At 51.4% G+C, this 20,821-nt stretch carries 20 protein-coding genes; 7 read left to right on the top strand and 13 right to left on the bottom strand.

All coding sequences use genetic code 11. From position 1 onward, the window contains the following. Window positions 1-11 precede the first annotated feature (11 nt). The 7 genes from J0A68_RS02625 to J0A68_RS02595 all read right to left on the bottom strand — a co-directional run bounded on the left by J0A68_RS02625 (window position 12) and on the right by J0A68_RS02595 (window position 8,430). Entirely contained in the window at window positions 12-1,133 is a 1,122-nt protein-coding gene (locus J0A68_RS02625; protein WP_206576629.1) for a DUF4221 family protein, read from the bottom strand. A 63-nt stretch (window positions 1,134-1,196) separates the two neighbouring features. Continuing rightward, complete coding sequence (locus tag J0A68_RS02620) at window positions 1,197-2,567, bottom strand: alkaline phosphatase family protein (protein ID WP_206576628.1); 1,371 nt, start codon at window positions 2,565-2,567, stop codon at window positions 1,197-1,199. Window positions 2,568-3,183: 616 nt separating this feature from the next. Continuing rightward, entirely contained in the window at window positions 3,184-4,395 is a 1,212-nt protein-coding gene (gene eboE, locus J0A68_RS02615; RefSeq protein ID WP_206576627.1) for a metabolite traffic protein EboE, read from the bottom strand. Between the two features lie 17 nt (window positions 4,396-4,412). Continuing rightward, a complete protein-coding gene (locus J0A68_RS02610; RefSeq protein ID WP_206576626.1) occupies window positions 4,413-5,567 on the bottom strand; it encodes a 3-dehydroquinate synthase in 1,155 nt (384 codons plus the stop codon). Window positions 5,568-5,642: 75 nt separating this feature from the next. Then, window positions 5,643-6,557 (bottom strand): UbiA-like protein EboC, encoded by a 915-nt coding sequence (gene eboC / locus J0A68_RS02605; RefSeq protein ID WP_206576625.1) that lies wholly within the window; start codon window positions 6,555-6,557, stop codon window positions 5,643-5,645. A gap of 3 nt (window positions 6,558-6,560) precedes the next feature. After that, on the bottom strand, window positions 6,561-7,472 hold the full coding sequence (locus J0A68_RS02600) for a TatD family hydrolase (RefSeq protein ID WP_206576624.1): 912 nt from the start codon (window positions 7,470-7,472) through the stop codon (window positions 6,561-6,563). 70 nt (window positions 7,473-7,542) lie between these two features. Beyond that, window positions 7,543-8,430 carry an EboA domain-containing protein gene (locus J0A68_RS02595; protein ID WP_206576623.1) on the bottom strand — a complete coding sequence of 296 codons (888 nt, stop codon included), beginning with the start codon at window positions 8,428-8,430 and terminating at the stop codon, window positions 7,543-7,545. Between the two features lie 185 nt (window positions 8,431-8,615). On the opposite strand from J0A68_RS02595, the gene J0A68_RS02590 reads away from it, so the two are divergent. The 5 genes from J0A68_RS02590 (at window position 8,616) to J0A68_RS23100 (ending at window position 11,773) form a co-directional block, all read left to right on the top strand. After that, on the top strand, window positions 8,616-8,810 hold the full coding sequence (locus J0A68_RS02590) for a type II toxin-antitoxin system VapB family antitoxin (protein WP_206576622.1): 195 nt from the start codon (window positions 8,616-8,618) through the stop codon (window positions 8,808-8,810). 49 nt (window positions 8,811-8,859) lie between these two features. Beyond that, entirely contained in the window at window positions 8,860-9,435 is a 576-nt protein-coding gene (locus J0A68_RS02585) for a sugar O-acetyltransferase (RefSeq protein ID WP_206576621.1), read from the top strand. 82 nt (window positions 9,436-9,517) lie between these two features. Beyond that, a complete protein-coding gene (locus J0A68_RS02580; protein ID WP_206576620.1) occupies window positions 9,518-11,062 on the top strand; it encodes a M20/M25/M40 family metallo-hydrolase in 1,545 nt (514 codons plus the stop codon). Window positions 11,063-11,141: 79 nt separating this feature from the next. Then, complete coding sequence (locus J0A68_RS23105; protein ID WP_206576619.1) at window positions 11,142-11,423, top strand: nucleotidyltransferase family protein; 282 nt, start codon at window positions 11,142-11,144, stop codon at window positions 11,421-11,423. Continuing rightward, window positions 11,423-11,773 carry a HepT-like ribonuclease domain-containing protein gene (locus J0A68_RS23100; RefSeq protein ID WP_206576618.1) on the top strand — a complete coding sequence of 117 codons (351 nt, stop codon included), beginning with the start codon at window positions 11,423-11,425 and terminating at the stop codon, window positions 11,771-11,773. Before J0A68_RS23105 ends, J0A68_RS23100 begins: the two co-directional genes overlap by 1 nt. A gap of 36 nt (window positions 11,774-11,809) precedes the next feature. Here the strand turns inward: J0A68_RS23100 and J0A68_RS02565 are convergent, their stop codons facing one another. The 4 genes from J0A68_RS02565 to J0A68_RS02550 all read right to left on the bottom strand — a co-directional run bounded on the left by J0A68_RS02565 (window position 11,810) and on the right by J0A68_RS02550 (window position 17,616). Beyond that, window positions 11,810-13,135: a glucuronyl esterase domain-containing protein gene (locus J0A68_RS02565; protein ID WP_206576617.1), complete on the bottom strand. Its 1,326-nt coding sequence runs from the start codon at window positions 13,133-13,135 to the stop codon at window positions 11,810-11,812. Between the two features lie 175 nt (window positions 13,136-13,310). After that, window positions 13,311-14,435 carry an aldose epimerase family protein gene (locus J0A68_RS02560; RefSeq protein WP_206576616.1) on the bottom strand — a complete coding sequence of 375 codons (1,125 nt, stop codon included), beginning with the start codon at window positions 14,433-14,435 and terminating at the stop codon, window positions 13,311-13,313. Window positions 14,436-15,081: 646 nt separating this feature from the next. Further along, on the bottom strand, window positions 15,082-16,608 hold the full coding sequence (locus J0A68_RS02555; RefSeq protein ID WP_206576615.1) for a glycoside hydrolase family 43 protein: 1,527 nt from the start codon (window positions 16,606-16,608) through the stop codon (window positions 15,082-15,084). Window positions 16,609-16,638: 30 nt separating this feature from the next. After that, window positions 16,639-17,616 (bottom strand): family 43 glycosylhydrolase, encoded by a 978-nt coding sequence (locus tag J0A68_RS02550; RefSeq protein ID WP_317195082.1) that lies wholly within the window; start codon window positions 17,614-17,616, stop codon window positions 16,639-16,641. A 194-nt stretch (window positions 17,617-17,810) separates the two neighbouring features. Between J0A68_RS02550 and J0A68_RS02545 the strand changes: the two genes are divergently transcribed. Next, on the top strand, window positions 17,811-18,899 hold the full coding sequence (locus J0A68_RS02545) for a serine hydrolase domain-containing protein (protein ID WP_206576613.1): 1,089 nt from the start codon (window positions 17,811-17,813) through the stop codon (window positions 18,897-18,899). Between the two features lie 25 nt (window positions 18,900-18,924). Then, entirely contained in the window at window positions 18,925-19,503 is a 579-nt protein-coding gene (locus tag J0A68_RS02540; protein WP_206576612.1) for a hypothetical protein, read from the top strand. An 8-nt stretch (window positions 19,504-19,511) separates the two neighbouring features. On the opposite strand, the gene J0A68_RS02535 is transcribed toward J0A68_RS02540, so the two are convergent. Then, window positions 19,512-20,033 (bottom strand): AAA family ATPase, encoded by a 522-nt coding sequence (locus J0A68_RS02535; protein ID WP_206576611.1) that lies wholly within the window; start codon window positions 20,031-20,033, stop codon window positions 19,512-19,514. Continuing rightward, a complete protein-coding gene (gene pnuC / locus J0A68_RS02530) occupies window positions 20,020-20,637 on the bottom strand; it encodes a nicotinamide riboside transporter PnuC (protein WP_206576610.1) in 618 nt (205 codons plus the stop codon). Before pnuC ends, J0A68_RS02535 begins: the two co-directional genes overlap by 14 nt. Window positions 20,638-20,821 lie beyond the last annotated feature (184 nt).

The following is a 20,821-nucleotide window of genomic DNA, read 5'->3' as shown; positions in this document are numbered from 1 at the left end:
ACGTAAGTTGCTCAAAACTGGAATTCTGGTTTAATCCTCACGAAATACAGTTCATCGTTTAGATTGATGGGATGATGGAGGTAGCCTTGGTGGAAGAAAGCACTGGACCTGGTTCTTGGAAAATCCTTCTGCTCTAAAACCACTTGAAAATCAGGATCTGCTATGGTCACATAGACCTGAAATTCGGGCGGGTCAAAGCCCGATTGATACTGACTGATCCGAAAATAGTGCTGGCTGCTCGCGTCCCAAATCCACGGCCCGAAGCTGACTTCTTTCGCTTTGTCTAAGAGAGATGCCTTCATTTGATCAAGTGAGGTGACCTTTTTCTCAAAGTTTCCGGGTTTTTTGTCGGGTAAAAGTTCAGATGAAAAATCAACCTGATAGAGAGAGTCTTTACAGATATCATAGACTGCCAATGAATTATGGGCCTCAGTACTGATCAAAATTTTTTCATTCTCCAGCTGAAGAAAAAAGCTTTCAAGGCTGATCGTTTTGACTTCTCCGTCCAGTTCGATCCTATAGTCGGCCAGTGATTTGAGCAAGGGGATTTCCTTGGTTTGGATTGCCCGGTTTGGAATATCCAAAATCCCCAAGCCATCTCCATTGCTATTTCCCCCTCTTTCTCTCCCATAGATGCCATAGAATATGTTTCCTGTCGGGTCATACTCGCCGTCAAAACTCAGGATAGTTCCTTGGGGTATTTGACCGGATTGGTAGTTTAGGCTTTCCCAATTGTAGCTGTCTATTTTATTGCCCAATGAGTCCATTTTGCGGATGGCATCAAATGAGGCGATGATGATCTCGCCCCCCTCGGTGATTTCAAATCCGTAAGGGGAAATGCCTCCGACTCCATTAGGCCCGTCTGAGCTGAAAGAAATCGACCGATTGATCTGATAAGAATTCAAGTCAATCAAGTCCAGCCTTTTTTCGGAAGTATTGTAAAAGTAGAGTGTTTGGCCATCGGGTGAGATTGCCATCCGGTTGAGCCCTCCTTGGACATTGAGAAGCAGCTCGTGGCTTTCTACCTTGACCGTGTCTATGGAATAGGAAAAATGTGCCTCTGAGACTGTGCCGGCTTGGTCTGCACAGGAAAAAATCAGTGGAATCAAAAGCATATTTACCGCTTTCTTCATAAAAATTCATTTTTCTATGAAAAAAGCAGATTTTAACTAAACAACAAAGCTTGTTGACTTATTTTAACCTTGTACTGCCTTGACGATAAGATCAAAAACGGCCGTTGGCTGGATCCTTTCAGCGGGGTTGATATCGGTCTTTGACACGAAAAGTGGCTTGTCCAAGTCAGATTCGGGGATTCGACCATGCGCACCCTTGACCAAGGTGGCATCCAAGGGAATCACGTCCATGAGGTAGCGGAAGCCCAGTTTTTTCTTAAGGACTTTGGAGCCGACGGTGAGCAACGGAACTTTGATTTCAGGATTCAGAAAGAGCTCGACCGGATCGTAGCCAGGCTTGCGGTGGATATCCACGCAGCGGGCATAGTCCGGAGCCTTGGCATCGTCCAGCCAAAAATAGTAGGTAAACCAAGCATCGGCCTCCGCGATCACCACCAGATCTCCTGCGCGCTCGTGGCCAATGTGGTACTCCTTTTTGCCGGTTTCGTCCAGGACTTTTTCCACGCCGGGAGTCTTTTCCAGCAAGGCTTTGATCTCGGAAAGCTTCGACTTGTCGTTCACGTGCACATGGGCGACCTGGTGGTCTGCTATCGCAAAGGCCGCCGAAGTGCCCGCGTCCAAGGTTTCTAGTCCACGTTCATCTTTCACCTGAATCCAGCCTTTTTCGCGAAAAACCCGGTTGAGGTGCACCGGCTTGCTCACGGAAGTGATACCGTACTCGGAGAGAAGGAGGACTTGGGCTCCCTGCTTTTCGAAATAGGTGATCAGGTCCTCCGCCAGGGCATCGACCTCGCGGAGATCCTTGCCGATCTTTTCGAAGTCAATCCCATACTTCTGCAAGCCATAGTCGAGGTGGGGGATGTAGATCAGGTTCAGCGTGGGATTGTGCCATTCGTCGACCTTTTTGGAGGCCTCGGCGATCCACTTGCTGGAAGCGATGCTCGTATTTGGCCCCCAAAAGGAAAAGAGGGGAAACTGTCCGAGTTCTTTTTGCAGCCGGTCCCGCAGCTCCATGGGCTGGGAGTGGCAGTCCGGCTCCTTGCGCCCGTCTTGCAGATACAGCGGTCGCGGAGTCACCGCATAGTCTGCGCTGGAGTACATATTATACCACCAAAACATGTTGGCGACGGTGAAGCCGGGATTGTCTCGGCGCAGCACTTCCCATACTTTTTCGGCCTGCACCAGCTTGTTGGATTGACGCCAAAGCTTGATTTCGCATTCGTCCTGGAAGTACCAACCGTTGCCCACAATGCCATGATCAGATGGCCACTTTCCGGTCAGATAGACGGATTGGGCCGAGCAGGTCACGGCTGGAAGTACCGGCTCCACCACCGCTCGCTGGTTCTCTTCAATCCATTTTTTTAGAAAAGGGGTATGCTCACCGATCACCCGGGGAGAAAGTGCAACGATATTGAGGACTACTGTTTTTTTCATTTGTGTTCATTTTTTGCGGACCAACAGACCAAATTTCAGGACTGTCGATCAACAAGCGGATCGACGCGATTCCCCCTTCTTAAGGGGATTAGGGGGATTTTCTAAAACTGATACAAATCCCCCCGGCCCCCTTTGCAAGGGGGAGTTCGCCCTTGGGGACTTCAATCCTTGTGACTAGCATTTGAGCAGATAACTATCAAGGGTCAACCGATTGATCCAGCCTTTGGCCAATTTCAAATTTCAAACCTGCTATAACGAATCATCTTTCACCCCTACAGGGTTCTGGTTTTGCACGGCAGCAATCGCTACCAAGCTGTCGCCCCGCTGGGGCTGGGGCCTCCTACTTCCATACCTCCCGACATCCTACTCTATAACGACTTACTTCTCACCGCTCACAACTTCCCTCCCCGGCCAATCTCAAATTTCAAACCTGCAATCACAAATTATCTTTCACACTTACAGGGTTCTGGTTGTGCACGGCAGCAATCGCTACCAAGCTGTCGCCCCGCTGGGGCTGGTGCCTCCTACTTCCATACCTCCCGACCCCTTTATCTTAAAACCACTTACTACTAACCACTTAGAGAAACTTACCCTCCAACCTACATCAAACCTCAAATCACACCATCTTTCCCCTCACCCAAGCAAGCTCCCGGGCAATGGACTCGCCGAGGCTTTGACGGGTGTCCTCGGGAAGCACTTCCCAAGTATAGGTCTCGACTTCCAGATGCTGCGTGATATCCGGATTGGATAAAATTTCCTTGAGTACAATCGAAATGGTCTCCTGGGTCGAAGAGAACGAGCCGTAGTTTTCCAGAAAAACCGGCACGTGAAAGTGGATGCGCCATTCTTTTTCCTTGGTCGCAGGAAGTGTCTCTAGAGCCTCCGGCAGGTCGGAATAGGATTTCAGCGTCCCGTCGTCCAATCGTGCCACTACCTGATGGAGATAGGTCGACTCCGCAAAGGCTTGGAGCTTTTTGCCCAAGCTGAATTTGCCATTGGCGGTCTCGGGAATCAGCGCCTTCAGCGCCGCAGAGATCTGGATCTTGCCCACACGCAGTCCGGCTGCCTCGAATTTGGCAAAAGTCTCCGCCGGCTCCTCATACACGATGGCAAAGTGGCAGACGTCGTAACAGACTTGGATATGGGTCTTGATCAGTTCCTCGGCCTCAGCCTCCGAGAGGCCAAGTTTTTGGGAAAGAAGCGGTATGCCTTTTGGCAAAAGCCAATCGGTAAAGAGCCAAATCATCTCGTCGGAGTTTTCGAGGATCCCGTCCGGCTCCGGTTCTATGTCCAGATGAAGCAGCTTCCCGCTTTTCTTGTGGATTTTTGCAAGCTCCTCCACGACCTCCAGGAGGTGGGCGGTGGCAGTCTCCATCCCCGATTTCAGGGCAGCATCGGTTTTAAACCAATGGCGGTAGGAAATCGGCGAGGTGGAGATCCCGCCCTGCATTCCCGGAGGCAGGAGCTGGGAGAGGATCTGAAAGGAGCGCAGCGTGTAGTCCTTCCGCTCGGTCGTGGTCCAGTCCGGAAAATGGACTTTCTCCTTCACTATCTGGCGGTGAAAATCCCCGTAGGGAAAGCCGTTGAGCGTGAAAACGTAGGCATTGGCCTGACGAAGCCAAACCTGGAATTCCTTAAGTTTCTCGGGCTTTTCCAACATCAAGGAAGCCTGATTGGAAAGCCTCAAGCCAATCCCAAAAGGCCCTTCAACCTTGAGTCGCTGCCGTACTTCGGGAATGTATATTTTGAGGTTTTGGAAAGTAGCATCCCAACTTTCACCGGGATGTATATTGCTGCAATAGCTGAGATGAAAGCCCTTGACGTCCATAGTGCGGGGTTAAAAAATCAGGAAGTGATAAGGTCGGATTTTTCCTGAAAAGATCGCAGCAAATCTACGGATTGGTGGATCAAATCCTCGTCCATCTCATGCACTTCGACACCCTTTCCGAGTTTTTCCAAAAGCATGATCGTGAGCTGTCCGCCCAGATGCTCCTGAAATTCCCTGAGTCCCTGGATCAGGCTATCCCCCTGTAGCTCCGGCGCAAACAAGTCAAACCCCAGCGTCTTCATCACTTGGATGATCCGCGCGAGATCCTCCTCCGTGATCCTCCCCTGAAGGAAAGAATAGGCCGAATCTAGCGCAATGCCTATCCCAACGGCCTCCCCATGGCGAATGCGAAATTCCGTGAGCTTCTCCAGCTTGTGTGCCGCCCAGTGTCCAAAGTCCAGCGGCCTAGATGAGCCAAACTCAAAGGGATCCCGCCCGGCGATGTGGGCCATGTGCATCTGGGCACTGCGGATGATATGGGCCTTCATCGGCTCCATCTCCCGCTTGGCCAAGGCTTCGGCATTTTCTTCCAGCCACTCGAAGAAGCTCAAATCCTTGATCAGCGCCACTTTGATGGCCTCCGAGATTCCGGCTCGCCAGTCCCGGTCATCGAGGGTTTTCAGGAACTCAAAATCGTTGAGGACCGCATTCGGCGGGGTGAAGGTGCCGAGGTAGTTCTTTTTGCCGTAGGCGTTGATGCTGTTTTTGACACCCACGGCGGAGTCGTTTTGGGACAAAACGGTCGTCGGAATGCGGATCAGCCGAATACCCCGATGGGAGATCGCTGCCGCAAAACCCACCATATCCAGCACCGCGCCGCCACCTATCACGGCGATGTAGGAGTGCCGGTCGATCCCATAGAGATGCGTGGCTTCGACCACTTTTTGATATAGCTCGGGATCGTTTTTGCAGGCCTCGCCGCCCACTACGATCATGGGCTCAGCCGCCATGGTGAATACGTCACTGTATCGGGCAGCGTAGGCTTTCAGTCCATCCACTAGCGCTGGATGGCTGTCCGCGACTCCACTGTCCAGCACAAAGAGTACTTTGGGAACCCGCTCGCCCCGCAGGACATCCGCCAGCATGGGGTTTTTGGGATCAAATAGACCCTCGGTGAAGCACACCGGATATCGGAAAGGGACTGAAAAGGTCTGTTCGAGAATCGTATTCATGGGTATTCGTAAAGGATAATTCGGGCAATTGCCGTCTTGAAGACAATTTTGGGAAGAAATTGGTTTATTGCCGCCTCAGGTTACGGCAAATTTTTTGGCTAACCAAAGGGAAACCGGAAGAAGGGTCATTACCATGGCACCAAAGATCCAGCCAAGCGCCGCAGCTGCGAGAGAAGCATTCACGATGATCAGAGATAAGACAGCAGCTTTTACGGATTTGCCTATGTATTTAGGTTCTTGGGTACGTATGGCTTTTACCAAAGGCGGGAAAATCATCAACCCCAACAAAACCAAAAAGGGAACCACTTGCCAATTGGGGTCTCTTCCGATGAAGGAAAAACACATGATAGCTACGAAAATGGATGCATACATGGCGGCACCCGCATAGAGTGCATTCCGGTTTTTGCCATGCACTTCCCCCCGGCTGATCATGGTGATCGCAGCGACATAAATCAGTGGCAGCAAGCCAATCGGCCAATAATCCCCCAGCACTCCCGGCACTGCACTGATTCCCAAAAGCAAGTTTAAAGCACGACAGAGCCCCATATTGATAGGCCCAAGGATCTGTTGGTGCTTGCCCCAGTAGTCATACCCCACCGCACAAACTCCGATTCCGATGGCCAAAATCCCGGAGATCCAATTAACCATGAATGCGAATAAAATGCCGATTGCCAGGAGAGCTACGGCCATGAAAGTCGCTGTTGACTTAGAGGCTCTGCCACTGGGAATGGGTCTTTCGGGACGCTCGATGGCATCCAGCTCAGCATCCGCCACGTCATTGAAGGCTACTCCTCCCGCATACAATCCGATTGTACTCAATGAAATAAACAGAAACTTCAGCCATGGATAGTCAGCGCCAGTGTCCTGGACAATCGAATAGTAAATCCAGCCACCTCCTATGGTAAAACCGGCCCAGATATCCGCAACCGCCGTGACTACATTGGCAGGGCGGGTCAGTTGCAGGTAAGCGAAAACTCGGCTCTTTCCCATGAATCAGTTTTCAACACGGTCGGCAGGGCCTTCCACTCGGGGCACCTGTCCGCCACGCAACACGGAGTTTCCTCCCAATTTCTTGGTCTGGTCGATAGGAGCGGCATTCAGCCAGTCATTCTCGTCCATTTGGCCGCTCAGACCGAAAACGGTGAGGGCGTTTTGATAGGTGGTCAGGCGCACGTGCTCCTCTGGGATGCCCATTTTGCGCATGAGATTCGCGGTCTTTGGCACTGCAATGGGATCGGAAATCCCCCAGTCCGCGGCGGAATTGACAATGATGCGCTCCGGGCCGTATTGCTTCACGATCTCCACCATGCGCTCTGAGCCCATCTTGGTATGCGGATAGATGGTAAACGCCGCCCAGTAGCCGCGATCCAGCACTTCCTTGACCGTCTCTTCGTTGTTGTGGTCCACGACCACCCATCCCGGATCCATGCCATGCTCATCGGCCACATCCATGGAGCGGGTTGTGCCCTTCTTTTTATCGCGGTGCGGCGTGTGGATAAGTACTGGCAGCTCCACGTCTTTGGCGAGTTCCAATTGCAATCTGTAGAATCGGTCTTCGGCCTCCGTCTGGTCATCGTAGCCGATCTCACCGATGGCCACCACGCCTTCTTTTCCTGCATAAAGCGGCAACAGCTCCATCACCTGCTCTGCCAAAGCCACGTTGTTAGCCTCCTTGGAGTTCAAACCCATGGTGCAATAATGCACAATGCCAAACTGGCTGGCGCGGAATCGCTCCCAACCAACCAGGGTGCTGAAGTAATCTTTGAAGGAACCCACTTCGGTACGGGGCTGGCCCAGCCAAAAGGCCGGCTCAATGGTCGCCACGATGCCCGCTTTGCGCATCGCCTCGTAATCGTCCGTGGTGCGGGACACCAAGTGGATATGGGGATCTATGTACATTTCCATTTTCTCAGAATTTAGAATTTACAAAGTTAAGGGATTTGCCAAGACAGCTATGCTAGCCTGTCCTGTGGTGCTACGCGCGCTTTTCCTGAAAGTCTGCGCCAAGCTTTTCCCAGGTGATCTCTCCGTACTCGATGGCCATCACTTCCTCGGAGCGGGACTGGAGCAGCTGTTTGGCAGCTTCGGATTGGCACTGATAGAGCGCCAAAATCCCGGCCTCCACTTCCATTTGGTCGTCAGATTTCAGCACTTTCTTGAGGTCTGCGAAAAAGCGGTCGTTGAGATAGGGGACGACCAGTCGCCAAAGTTCCGGCATGACCGGCCTGCCGGCAGCCCATCGCTCGTGGGCAAAGTCCGAGGCGATGTCCGCCAAGGCGGGATTGCGGCGCTCATCCAGCTTTTGGATGCGGTAGAGCGGGCGCTGCATGAAGATGGACTTCAGCACGAGCTGGTTCCAGTTGGCTTCGGGGAAATAGCGGGGAGGAAAAGGATTGTTTAGCGCGATGGCGTCAAAGATCAGGGTCATGTTGGTCCGACAGCCGTCAATCGCCCTTGCGAGCAAATCCTCCGGGAAAGGCATCAGGGGCAGGGCAGCGTACAAGGCCTGCTGCTCGTACATATCGCCGGTCTCAAAAAGCTGATTGACTACCTCCAGCCACTTTGCTTTTTCCTGTGGGTAGCTTAGCAACAGCACCGTGCGGGCAGCTTGTAACTCGTTCCAAAAGGCCGGTTCAAAGCCCTCCACGAGCGAGGCGGCTTTGGCTTTGTCAGCATCGCTGAGTGCCAAAGCTTCCTTTTTGAAATGTCGGGAAGCCTGGGAAAAAGCCAGGAAAAACTTGGCTGGAACGGGCTCTGTCGCCAGCTTTTCCATTTGGCCTTGCAGCCAAGATAGGGATTTTTGCGCAGCGCTGCGTCCCAATACTTCCAGCAAAAACGCCTTGGATTCCATTTGTACACTCATGTCTCTACTACTTTCCATACTGGCATTAAAGTAAATCCAAAACTCCCACAAAAGCCAAGGGCAATTGGACTGACTGGTGCAAAACGGCCTTTTCCTGAGCAAAATCAGGGTTGGGCTTGGAGGGAGGGTTGGTTTTTCTGTTAAGGTCTGGAATATGTACCTTTTGTTATCTAAAACAAAAAGCTATGAGAACCACGATTGATATTCCTGAGGTGTTACTTTCCGAGGTCATTAAAATCACAGGTGCTGAGACGAAAAGAAAGGCTGTCATTCTTGCGCTCGAAAATTTGGTTGCCGCTACCAAGCGAAAAAGACTCATTACGATGAAGGGCACGATTGATCTGGGTCTCGATTTGGACTCTTTGAGAAAAAGAAAGTAAAAAGCCATTAGCCCTCAATTTTCCCAATGCCTTAATGGTTGAAAAAAGAATGAAAACCAACCTCGAAAAAATGCTCGCCGGGGAAATCTACGACACCCGCGATCCCGAACTTTTGAAACTTTACCACCAAGCCCGTCGGCTGACCCAAGAATACAACAGTTCCGACAGCAGCGACCGTGAAAACCGCGAGCGGATTATGACAGAACTTCTGGGCAAAAAAGGAGCCGGCGTGTGGATCGAATCGCCGTTCTTCTGCGACTTTGGCAAAAACATCGAGATCGGCGAAAACACCTTTGTCAACATCAACTGCATGTTTTTGGATGACAACCTGATCCGAATCGGTCGGGATGGCCTCATCGCTCCTTACGTGCAGATCTACACGGCCGTTCATCCGCTGAAGGCTTCCGAGCGCATCTACCACGACGGCAACACCACCCGCTTTCACACCTCCTCCAAGCCCGTCATCATCGGCGACAACGTTTGGATCGGCGGCAACGCAGTCATCTGCCCCGGCGTGACGATTGGCAACAACGTCACCATCGGCGCGGGATCTGTCGTCACCAAGGACATCCCAGACGACGTGCTGGCCTTTGGCAATCCCTGCAAGGTGATCAAGGCCATTTGAAAGGCGGAATGCCCCATTTCTCCACCAGCGGTTACGGATTTGGTCGCGACTGTCCTAATTTTATCTTTCAAACTGAACTACTATGAAAAAAATCTTACTCTATGGCTCGGCGCTCATGCTTTTGCTTGCCGGCAGAGTCCAGGCCCAAAATGAGGTAATCGACGCCATCATCAAAGAAGCCAACGACAATTCCCAACTGGAGACTTTGGCCCACGAACTACTGGACGGCATCGGCCCGAGACTGGTCGGCTCTCCCCAAATGCAAAAGGCCCACGACTGGGCTGTGCAGCAGTACGGCACCTGGGGCATCGAGGCGCACAACGAAAAGTGGGGCGAATGGAGAGGCTGGGAGCGTGGCATCACCCACATCGACATGGTCGCTCCTTGGACTCGCTCGCTTTCCGGCATGCAGCTGGCTTGGAGCCCGGCTTCGCCAAAAGGCGGCGTGACCGGCGAAGTGGTCGTCCTTCCTGAGTTTTCGGACTCTTTGGCTTTCCAAAAATGGCTTCCTTCCGTGAAGGGCAAGTATGTCATGATCTCCGCTCCCCAGCTGACTGGCCGTCCTGACTACAACTGGGAAAAATGGGCCACCGAATCTTCTTTCGAAGCGATGAAAGAAGAACGCACCGCACTGGAAAGAGCCTGGATGGAAAGGACCCAAAAGACGGGCAAAAACCGCAGCTCTCTCCCGGTAGCACTCGAAAATGCCGGTGCGGCCGGTGTGATCACTTCCTACTGGTCCAGAGCTTTTGGGGCAAACAAAATCTTCTCCGCAGCGACCAAGAAAGTCCCTACCATCGACCTGTCCCTAGAGGACTATGGCATGCTTTTCCGCTTGGCGGAAAGTGGCAAAAAGCCGCAAATCCACCTGAACGCGCAGTCCAAAGAGACTGGCGTACAACCTACCCAAAACACCATCGCTCAGATCAAAGGCACCGAAAAACCTGAGGAATACGTGATGCTTTCTGCCCACTTTGACTCTTGGGACGGCGGCACCGGCGCGACTGACAACGGTACCGGTACCATCCTCATGATGGAAGTGATGCGCATCCTGAAGAAGGTGTATCCAAACCCAAAAAGAACCATCCTCGTCGGCCACTGGGGCTCTGAGGAGCAAGGTCTGAACGGTTCCCGTGCTTTCGTGGAAGACCATCCCGAAATGATGGAGAAAATCCAAGTGCTTTTCAATCAAGACAACGGCACCGGCCGCGTAGCCAACCTGTCCGGTCAGGGCTTTGTGGACAGCTACGAGTACCTCGGTCGCTGGATGAACAAAGTACCTCGTGAAATCACCAAAGACATCGAGACTTCCTTCCCAGGCAATCCCGGCGGCGGAGGTTCTGACTATGCTTCCTTCGTGGCAGCTGGCGTACCGGCCTTCAACCTAAGCTCCCTGAGCTGGGACTACGGCACCCAGACTTGGCACACCAACATGGACACCTACGACAAGGTGGTATTCGAGGACGTGAAAAACAACGCCATCTTAGCTGCAATCATGGTCTACATGGCTTGCGAGGAGGAAAACTTGGTATCCCGCGAAGTACGGGTGCCGCTTGACTTCCGCAGCGGCGAGCCAACCTCTTGGCCAACACCCCGCTCTCCAAACAGAAAGGGCGGCTTGGACTAAGCCAATCTCCATTCGCAATATTGAAAAGTCCCGCCGAAGCGGGACTTTTTCGTTTTGGAATAGTTGGTTAACTTTCAGTATGCTTTCGATTTCTGAAAAGAACATCATTCTCAAAACACTAAGGCCTTATAAGTTGCGAAGCTTGGGGGTTTTTGGATCCTATTCCAGGAATGAGGAGAAGGCTGCCAGTGATATAGATTTGTTAATCGAATTTGAGGAAAGTCCGAACCTTTTAGAGCTGATCGGTATAGAACAGGATCTATCGGATTCTCTGAATCGCAAAGTAGAGCTGATTACCACAAAGTCTCTTTCTCCATTGATAGGTGGCTTTGTGCAAAAGGATTTGATATCGCTGATCTGATGGAAAAGCAGCCTCGCATTTTTCTTCTGCATATCCTAAATTCTATCGACAGAATCCACTCCTATCTTGAGACAATTGAAAATGAGAATAGTTTCAACAACAATTTCTTGGTTCAGGATGCAGTCATAAGAAATCTTCAAATTATTGGTGAAGCGACGAAGAAGCTAGATCAGAACTTCAGATCTAGACATCCGCACATCGAGTGGCGGAAAATCGCAGGAATGAGAGATAAGCTCGTACATGACTATTTTGGAATTGATCTACTGTCCGTATGGAAAGTGTGCAAGGACATCCTTCCTTTTTTGAAAAAAGATCTAATTCAAATTTTGAAAAAAGAAGGCTTGCTGTGAAAGATAAACTCACTTCCGGAATTTTCTGTAACTGTCCTAGTCCAGATACCGATTCGCCCACTCGATGAAATAAGGCCAATTTGGGCCAACGGTATGACCGCCTTCGTGCTGACGAAACGCCAAATCCCCCTCCACCAAAGTTTGGATAGGCGGAAACTCGGTGACAGACAGCGGCTTTTTGCCCAACAAGTCATAAACCGGCCCAGCCAGCACAGCCGCGTCAAACATCCCCTTGCCGTCAATCCACTGCCCCTCCACGGTGGGAGAACCCACGGAAATAAACATCGGCCTAGGCGCACAGAGCGCGATCAGCTCATGCGCATCCACAGGCAGGTCGTCCTGATCCAGCGGCCCGGCATAGTTGATGAAGTTTGGAGCAAACCAATGGTACTCCCCGGAGGAAGCGAGGTTTTCGATCTGCTCCCCAAAAACCCGGTGCAGCAGCTTGGCCCCACCGGCACCGGATGAACCGATCAGCCCCACGGCAAAGCGCGGATCATAGGCGAGCGTCACCAAAGCGGCCTTTCCATATCGGGACAAGCCCTCGATCACGACCTTCTTCGCATCGACTTTGGGGTCCTTTTCCAGCAAATCCAAAGCCCGGCTGGCTCCCCAGCCCCAAGCCTTCAGCGTACCCCAGTCGTCCAGTTTTCTCGGCTCGCCCTGGTTGACCAGCCCGATGATTCCCGAGCGCAAGCCTGCACCGTTGTCTGCTTGATAGCTCGTGGGGATGATCACGCCAAATCCCCAACCGGCGGCAAGTACCTGTTCCTGCCAAGTAGGCTCCGGAGGAGTAGACGGTCTTTGCATTCCTGCCGGCCAGATCCAGCCAAACTCCATCACCACTGGAACGGACTTATCCACATTTTTGGGAACGGCGTAGTCGAAGTCAATCGCGACGGAAATGCGCGGAAACGAAGAGTTATCCACAATTCCTTTCATCTTTTTGTAGGTGGCCAAGACTCCGCCAATCAGGCTGTCTTTCTCCCAAACCAGCTCCCATTTCACGGATGGAAGGTTTTCTGGAGTTCTCCCGTACATTTCTTCGTCAAAAAGCTCGAACAGCTCCCTCTTCCGCTTCTCCCAATCCTTCGCATTTTTGACGGGTTTTCCACTTTCAAAAACCAACGGTTCGGGCATGTTTTCCAGCCGCACTTTGCTCTCGTCTGCATTGGCGGCATTGGGCGCCTGGGGGTTGCCGGAGGGGCCGGCGCGAAGGGCATCGATGCCCAATCTCTCCAGCATCAGCTGGTGGTCGGCTTGGGTGAGTGTATTGAGGCTATCCCTTTGCTGTTGCGACATCTGAGACTTGGCGGGAAAAGCAAGAAACAGGCTCAAAAAAAGAAAAATCGTAGGTTTCATAGTTTTGGGTTTCCCAAAATATAAACATTTGATTTCCAGAAACCCACAGTTCCCTGGAAAACAGAAAAGACGAAATCCTGGAGCCACTTATCCACAATAAACGGTTTGGCTGAAATAATAGAGACCTGCCAGGTATTGAAAGCCTGGCAGGTCTTAGAACTGTCATTTTGAACGCCTATTTCACCAAAAACTTGTAAACACAGGTTTGGGTATATTTCTCTCCAGGCTGCAAAATAGTCGACGGGAAAGCTGGTTGGTTCGGGGAGTCAGGAAAATGCTGCGTTTCCAGGCAAAAAGCAGCACGGTGGTTATATGGTTTCCCACCCTTTCCCTTGATAGATCCATCGAGGAAATTGCCCGAGTAAAACTGAATCCCCGGTTCGGTCGTCCAGACTTCCATTCCTATGCCTGTCTGTGGAGCGAAAACCGTCGCAGCAAGCTCCAACTCACCCTCCTTTTTTTTGTCCAACACCCAGTTGTGGTCATATCCGCCTCCGAACTTTAATTGCTCTGTAACTTGGGAGATATCCCGACCAATAGCTTTGGCAGACTTGAAATCCATCGGTGTGCCAGCCACCGGATCGTTCGTTCCTAAAGGAATCAAGGTGCTATCCACGGGAGTGAATTTGCTTGCGACGAGCTGAAGCTCGTGATCTAGGACATCGCCCACTCCCTCGCCATTCAGGTTGAAAAAGGAGTGATGGGTCAGATTCACCGGCGTGGCCTGATCCGTCTCGGCCTCATAGGTGATTTTGAATTCATTTTCCGCGGTCAGGAAATAGGTCATTATCACCGACAGATTTCCCGGAAAGCCCTCTTCTCCGTCTTTGGAGACGTACTGGAAGACAATGTGTGAATCGTCGGACTCCACGACCGTCCAGTTGACATTGTGAAAGCCGCCCGGGCCTCCATGCAATGTGTTTTGGCCGTTGTTGATCGGCAGGGAATAGGTCTTGCCATTCAGGTCAAATTTCCCTTTGGCAATCCGGTTGCCGTATCTCCCGATGGCAGTGCCGAAAAACGGCTCCGCGGAAGCCAGGTATTCCTCCGGCGTGTCAAAACCCAGGACGACGTCCAGTGAATTGCCAGCCTTATCCGGCACCCAAAGGTTCATCACGCGCGCCCCGAGCGAGGTCACTTGGATTTTCATGCCGTTGGCATTGGACAAGGCGAGGGTCTTATAGGGGCTTTGAAGCGCTGGGATCAGTTCGGGTTCGGCCTTTTCTTGGCTCTTTTGTGTACAGGCCCCTGCAACTAACAGCGCTGAAAAGGCCAGGGCAGGAAGGATTCTTTTGGTCATGATGAATAGGTTTGGTGAAGGAAAGCAGCAGTTTTTGGCGCTAGTTTTCGATTTATGAGTTTGCTAACTCAGAATAGTTGTCAGAATCCAGATAGACTCCGCAACTAACTGTACGAGATAATTTCTATTAAATGATCCCTATAATCATCATTCAAAATCACTACCACTTGGTACAGATATATGAAACTGTAGATGATCCAACTTGATATAAAAGCCATGGAGTTTTTTATTTTGTCAACTCTAACTGCAGACTCGCTTGTTTGTCCAAACAAAGCTTTAAGAGCAAAGATATTTAACCTCATCATTTGCTTAAGCAATAGTGGAGCTGCACTGAACTGAATCAAATCCCACATCAACGCCATTGGAAAAAGTCCAAGCGAGGAAGAAGACATCGAATGGACGACCAACACCGTAGACACTATCGCTACTGCTACAAGCACCGTCTGAAATGAATAGCCGCCTCGCTCTGAATTCAACCTGAATACAAAAGCATTAAGGCAGAAAAAAAGCAAAATGTAAACTATCTTCATTTCCTGATTGAGAATAAGTTCGCAATAGACAAAAGGCAAACCATTTTTGGCCAAATCTAGCCACTTACTTTTTATCCTTCATTTCAGACTTCGAAAATGGAGTACTAAATCCCGCTTCAATAGTTGATCTTGACGGATTGGAAATGGCCAAACGAGCCGGCGGGGCCTTTTGAGACCAGTCCCAGCCGGAACCCCATGCCCCAAGGCACCAAGTGCCGCACGTCCTGCTCGCCGCCGATATCTTCCAGCTTTCCGCCAATCTCCGCTTTTGCCTGCAGACGGTAGCCGTCCTTGATCTCCAAGATCAGACCGATGGCCTCAGCGGGGATTTCTTTGCTGGCGATTTCCCGGCGCTGACGGTTGCTGCTTTCCCAGAGCACGAGTTGGTTTCCTTTGACCGAAACTCCCATCCCCGCCACCGGAGCGCCAAAACCATTGTTTGCGCCACCGATCAGCGCGAGACCGGCTTCGGCCTGCGCGTCGGGAACTACCACGACCTCGTAGCGATAGTCGAGAGACTTGGTTCCCTGCACAAGCAAGGTGCCCAGCTCCTCATTTTCCTCGGAAGCCTGAAGATGCAATCCCTTTTCATCGGTGCTGTAGGCTATCTTTTGCGTCACACGCCATTGCCAGATGGGATCTAGTCCTTTGCTAAAGTCGTCCTGAAAATCCAAGCTACTCATCTTCCGGTCATAGGCTGCCTCATCTGGCAGAATCGGCCAGAGATCGGCTGTCCAATGCATCTTTTCCAGCACGCCCTGCCGCCCGACGTACACACTGCCCTCGGTATTGTAGGCATGATAGAGCAGGTAAAAGTCGCCGTCCTGCTCGATCACCGTCCCGTGGCCGGGACATTTCCAGCTGGCATTGTCCACCTGGATGGGATTTTGGTCAAACTTTTCCCAAGGCCCCAGCAGGCTTTTGCTTCGCGCCACTCCCGTCACATAGTCGCAGTCGATCTCGCAGCAGCCCCGCGCGGAGTAGGTCGCGTAGAAGTAGCCGTTTTTCCGAAAAATGGCCACTCCCTCCACCAGCCCCCCTTCCCATGGCTGGTCATTTTCAAAAAGTTTGGTCTTTTCCCCGATCAGCCCACTGCGATCCTCTTTGATCTCTTGGGCCCAGATCGGCGTCTTTTGCCCTCGGGAATTGCCGTCTTCCTTCCACAGCAGGTAGAGCTTTCCGTTTTCATCCCGGGTCTCAAAGGCATCGATGGAACCGAGCTCCTGAGCGACAAGGGGGCCATGGTCGCGGAATTTCCCCGTCGGCGAATCGGCGCTCGCCACGGCCACACTCAGACGATTGCTGCTTTTGTCGCGGGCGGTATAGTAGGCGTAGAGCCTGCCCTGCTTTTCATCATAAGACAGCTCCGGCGCCCAAAAGTTGTTTTTTGCCCAGGTCGGAGCCCCGTCAGGAAAGACATAGTTGACCACCTCCCAGTTGACCATATCGCGGGAGCGGAAGATGGGAAAAAGGGGCGCCCACTCGTTGGAAGTGGCGGATGCGTAGTAGTAATCGCCCACTTTGATCAGGGTCGGGTCGGGCCGATCACCAGCAAGGACAGGGTTGAGGATGGTTTGCTGGGCGAGCAGCGGAGCTTGGAACAAAAGCAGCAAAAGCGCAAGCAGCGAGGCAAATCGGGTCATGGGGATTATTGTTAAGGTGTTGGGGTCAATTTATTTCTGAAAGACGGGTGCCGGGCTTTCTCCCTTTCCCGGAACTTGGCCAGCGACCGAGGGCCAACCCTCGATCCATAGCAGCGGGTCCAGAAGCAGTGCCCGCCGATTGGTACCGTTGGCGAGCTTGGGCTTTGCCAGGTACATGCCGTGGTACAGCAGCCAGTCCTGCCCTTGCTCATCGCGGATGATTTCCGCGTTGTGGCCAGGACCCGCCACCCCCTCGGCGCCAGAGCTTCCTTTCAGTACCAATTCGCCAGATTTTCCGTCCAGCAGTTCATTTCCAGACTTATCCACATAGGGGCCAGCTAGGTTTTTGGATCTTCCCACCAGCACACGATAGGTGGAGTTGGCTCCCTCGCAGCAGGTACCAGCCGAACCGAAGAGATAGTAAAATCCGTCTTTTTGGTGAATGTAGGCCGCTTCGAGATGGTTGCCCGCGAGTTGGATTTTGTCGCCTACGGCTTTTTTACCATCTGCGGAAAGCTCCGTCAGAAACAATCCATGAAAACTTCCCCAAGCCAGGTATTTCTTGTCCTGCTCTTCGAGAAAGAATGGATCGATGGAGTTCTTTACCCCGATTTCTTCAGAGAAAAAGACCGCTCCCTGATCGACAAAAGGCCCCTCGGGAGCCTTGGCGATGGCGAGACCGATTCCAGGGTTGGGATCGCCCCAAGTGGAAAAGGAATAATACATCCAAAACTCGTCCCCGACCTGCGTCACATCCGGCGCCCAAATACCGCCCTTGGGCTTCCAATTGGGCTTCCGGTCAAAGGCATCCCGCTGATACTCCCAGTGTACGAGGTCGTCGGACTTCAGCACCGACACGAGGTGATAGCCACCTTCCTCGCCCCAATTGTCCTCCGTACCGTAGGCATAAAAACTCTCGCCCACTTGGATCACCGAGGGATCAGCGAGGACGGGTTCGAAAACGGGATTTTGGTAGAAAGTCGTGTCCGAAGCGACGGGAATTTCCACTGGCGAAGGACTTGTTTTTGTAAAAAAGAGGGCAAAAATCCAGGGGATAAGCCAAGCAAAAAGATACATTTCCGAGGGTTTACGTTAACTGTGGCGCGTTGCAAATCGCAGTAATTTATAAAAACCGAGGGGACTTTTTCGGAATAGCCAGGCAACAATGGTATCTTTTTGTACTCAACCCTGTGGTCTGTCCCATGAAAACTTACCGGCCTTTTGTTCTTTCGCTCGCGGCGTGTTTGGTAGCGCTGTCGGCCTTTTGCCAGGAAAAAATCCTCCAAAACGCACTCAGCCAAGCCGAGGCTAATGGCTTCTCCGGAGTCATCTTGGTGGCGGAAAACGGGGAAATCCTGCTTGAAAAGGCGATGGGCTACCGCTCTTTTGAGGAAAAAGTCCCGCTGAAAACCGACGACATTTTCGAGTTGGCTTCCGTTTCCAAGCAGTTTACCGCCATGGTCATCATGATCTGCAAGGAAAAAGGAATGCTGGACTTTGACGATCCGGTGGAAAAATACCTGGACATTCCCTACACCGGCATCACGATCCGCCACCTGCTGACGCACACCAGCGGCCTGCCTGACTATCAGGCGATCATGGACGCACATTGGGACAAAAGCAAAGTCGCCGGCAATCCCGAAATCCTAGAGTATCTCAACCAATACGCTCCGCCCAAGCTCTTCGAACCTGGAGAGAAATACCAATACAGCAACACGGGCTATGTTCTGCTGGGAAGTATCGCGGAGAAAGCCAGCGGAAAAGACTTTGTAGAGCTGGCACAGGACTGGATATTCAAGCCTCTGAAAATGAAATCCACCGACATCCGAAGCCTGAGGGCGAAGGTATCGGTCATCAACTTTGCCGCAGGCCATCTTAGAGACAGCCTCGGAAACTACGTCAACGCCAATAAATTCCACGACTCGGACTACACTGTCTGGCTGGGAAACCGGAAAGGCCCGGGCCGGGTGAGCAGCAATGCCGGAGACCTGCTGAAGTGGGATCAGGCGCTGTATTCGGAGAAATTGGTCAAGCAGGCCACACTGGATGAGGCTTTTGCCCCCTATATCCTGAACGACGGGACGCGCAGCTACTACGGTTTTGGCTGGGAGATCGAGCCCAAGAGCCCTTTTGGAAAAATGGTCATGCACACCGGAGACAACCCAGGCTACAAGACCATCATCGTCCGATTCATCGAAGACCGCAAGACCATCATCCTGCTCAACAACAATTACCATCCCGATCAGATGCGGATCGTGGAAGCTGCGACGCTTGCGCTGGGGAAATGGTGAGGAAAAACTAAGATCTGATAATGAAATGAAACTATTCTACCTCTTATCATTAGCTATTTCATCTATTATATATTCTTGTAAAAATGGCGGAGAAAAGAAACATCCAGATCTTACAGAGACAATTGAAGTTATAAAAGCGGTTATACTGGAAGATTCTCTTCAGGAAGATTTTGTTGATCTTGAGATTTACCCCGTTTTAACTAAATATGTTTCACGTGCCAAAAAAGAACAGTTTACATTAGGGCCTCCACCAGGATCAGCTCGGCTTTTTCCTAAAATTGAGGAAATTTTGAAATCTGATTTACCCGAAATTACGATTTCAGTAGAAGATTCACTCTTTTTTAAAGAACAAGAGGAAAATAGCTCGGAGATTTGGCTGAACCAACTAAACTTCCCAGAATACAGGCTAAGCAAAAAAACCAGTCCTTTTCCTAAAGCCTACATATATTTTAGCTCTCCTATTTTTACCGATACTAAAAATATAGCTTTTGTAGAGGTTGGGTTCTTTTGTGGAGGAGAGTGCGGTTGGGGCGGCTACAGGATTTTGAAAAAATTCGAGAATAAATGGAGAGTTGTAAAAGAAAAAACATATTGGGTTAGTTGATCAACTCATTAAAGTCCATTTACTATCTTAATTGCGATCTTTTTTCTAGCTCGCCTATTTCCAGAAATAACCAGAAACGGCACTCCGCTTTCCTGAGCCAGATTCAGGTATTTGTCGAAAAAATACTGGCGCATCTCCAGCTCCGGATATTCCCGCAAAGGATCGGGAGCCCAGGGCAAATCGGTATCGGTGAGCAGAATCAAATCGTAGCTTCTTTGCGCCAGCTGCTCCATCACCCAGGGGTCTGTCTTCCCAAACCGATGCTCCGACCAGATGTGAATCACTCTCAAATCGGTATCGACAAAAAGGAACTTTTCAGCCTGCTCAGCAAGCAATTCCTCCGAAGCCACCTGTCCCTTTCCGATCTCCAACAGATCCTCGTAGCGATACGGCCGGTCGATCTGCTCCAAATACTCCCTTGCAAACTCGGGTACCCAGGGTTCGCCAAAGTGGCTGGCCAGATCCTCTGCCAGCGTGCTCTTGCCGGTGGACTCGGGGCCGAGGATGAGGATTCGCTTAGGCTTGGACATGGCTTCGGGAGGATTTGACCCAGGCGATCAGGCCCATGGTCGCAAGAACGGTAAACACCAGGTATTGGAAAGAAGTGAGCACAAGTCCCTTGTAGAAGTACAGCGGCATGGAAACCAGGTCGGTGAGTAGCCAAAAGTACCAGTTTTCCACCTTTTTCTTTGCCATCAGCCACATGCCCACAAAGGCCGATGCCGTCGTAAACGAATCCCAATAGGGCACGTCGCTATCGGTGAAACGAGCCAAAACCTGGGAAAGTACGGCATAGGAAGCGGCAAAGAGAAGCGCTGAATAGCCCCAACCCTTGCCGGAAAGCCAGGTCACGGGCAAGACCGGTTGGTCTTCCCTAGGATGCGTCCAGACGTACCAGCCGTAGATCGACATGCCAAAATAGTAGGCGTTGATCCCCATGTCCGCGTAGAGCTTGTATTCAAAACAGATCCACACGTAGATCGAAGTGGAAATCAAGCCGGTCGGATACACCCAGATATGCTCCCGCATGGAGTAAAAAACCGAGGCTATCCCGAAAAAAACGGCAATTCCCTCCAACCAGGTCATGTTGCGCAGCCCCTCGGCCAATCCGTCCAGGAGAAATTGGAGATCCATGTTGCGAATAAAAGTTGTAAAGTGGGAAGGAGCAAAAGTCGCAAAGTTTTTTGTAGTTAGAGTCCTAGCTAGCTTCTTGGGTCTTGACTCTCGCATCTTGATACTTGCTACTAGCGTCTGACATTTCCTGACTAGATTCCAACTTTTCTCCCAGAAGCGGTGTTTGATCCTTAACTTTGCCAGC

The sequence above is a fragment of the Algoriphagus oliviformis genome, assembly GCF_017254915.1.
GTDB classification, from domain to species: Bacteria; Bacteroidota; Bacteroidia; order Cytophagales; family Cyclobacteriaceae; genus Algoriphagus; species Algoriphagus oliviformis.
Note: the sequence above shows the minus strand (reverse complement) of the source record. Positions and strands in the feature narration are given on the sequence as shown.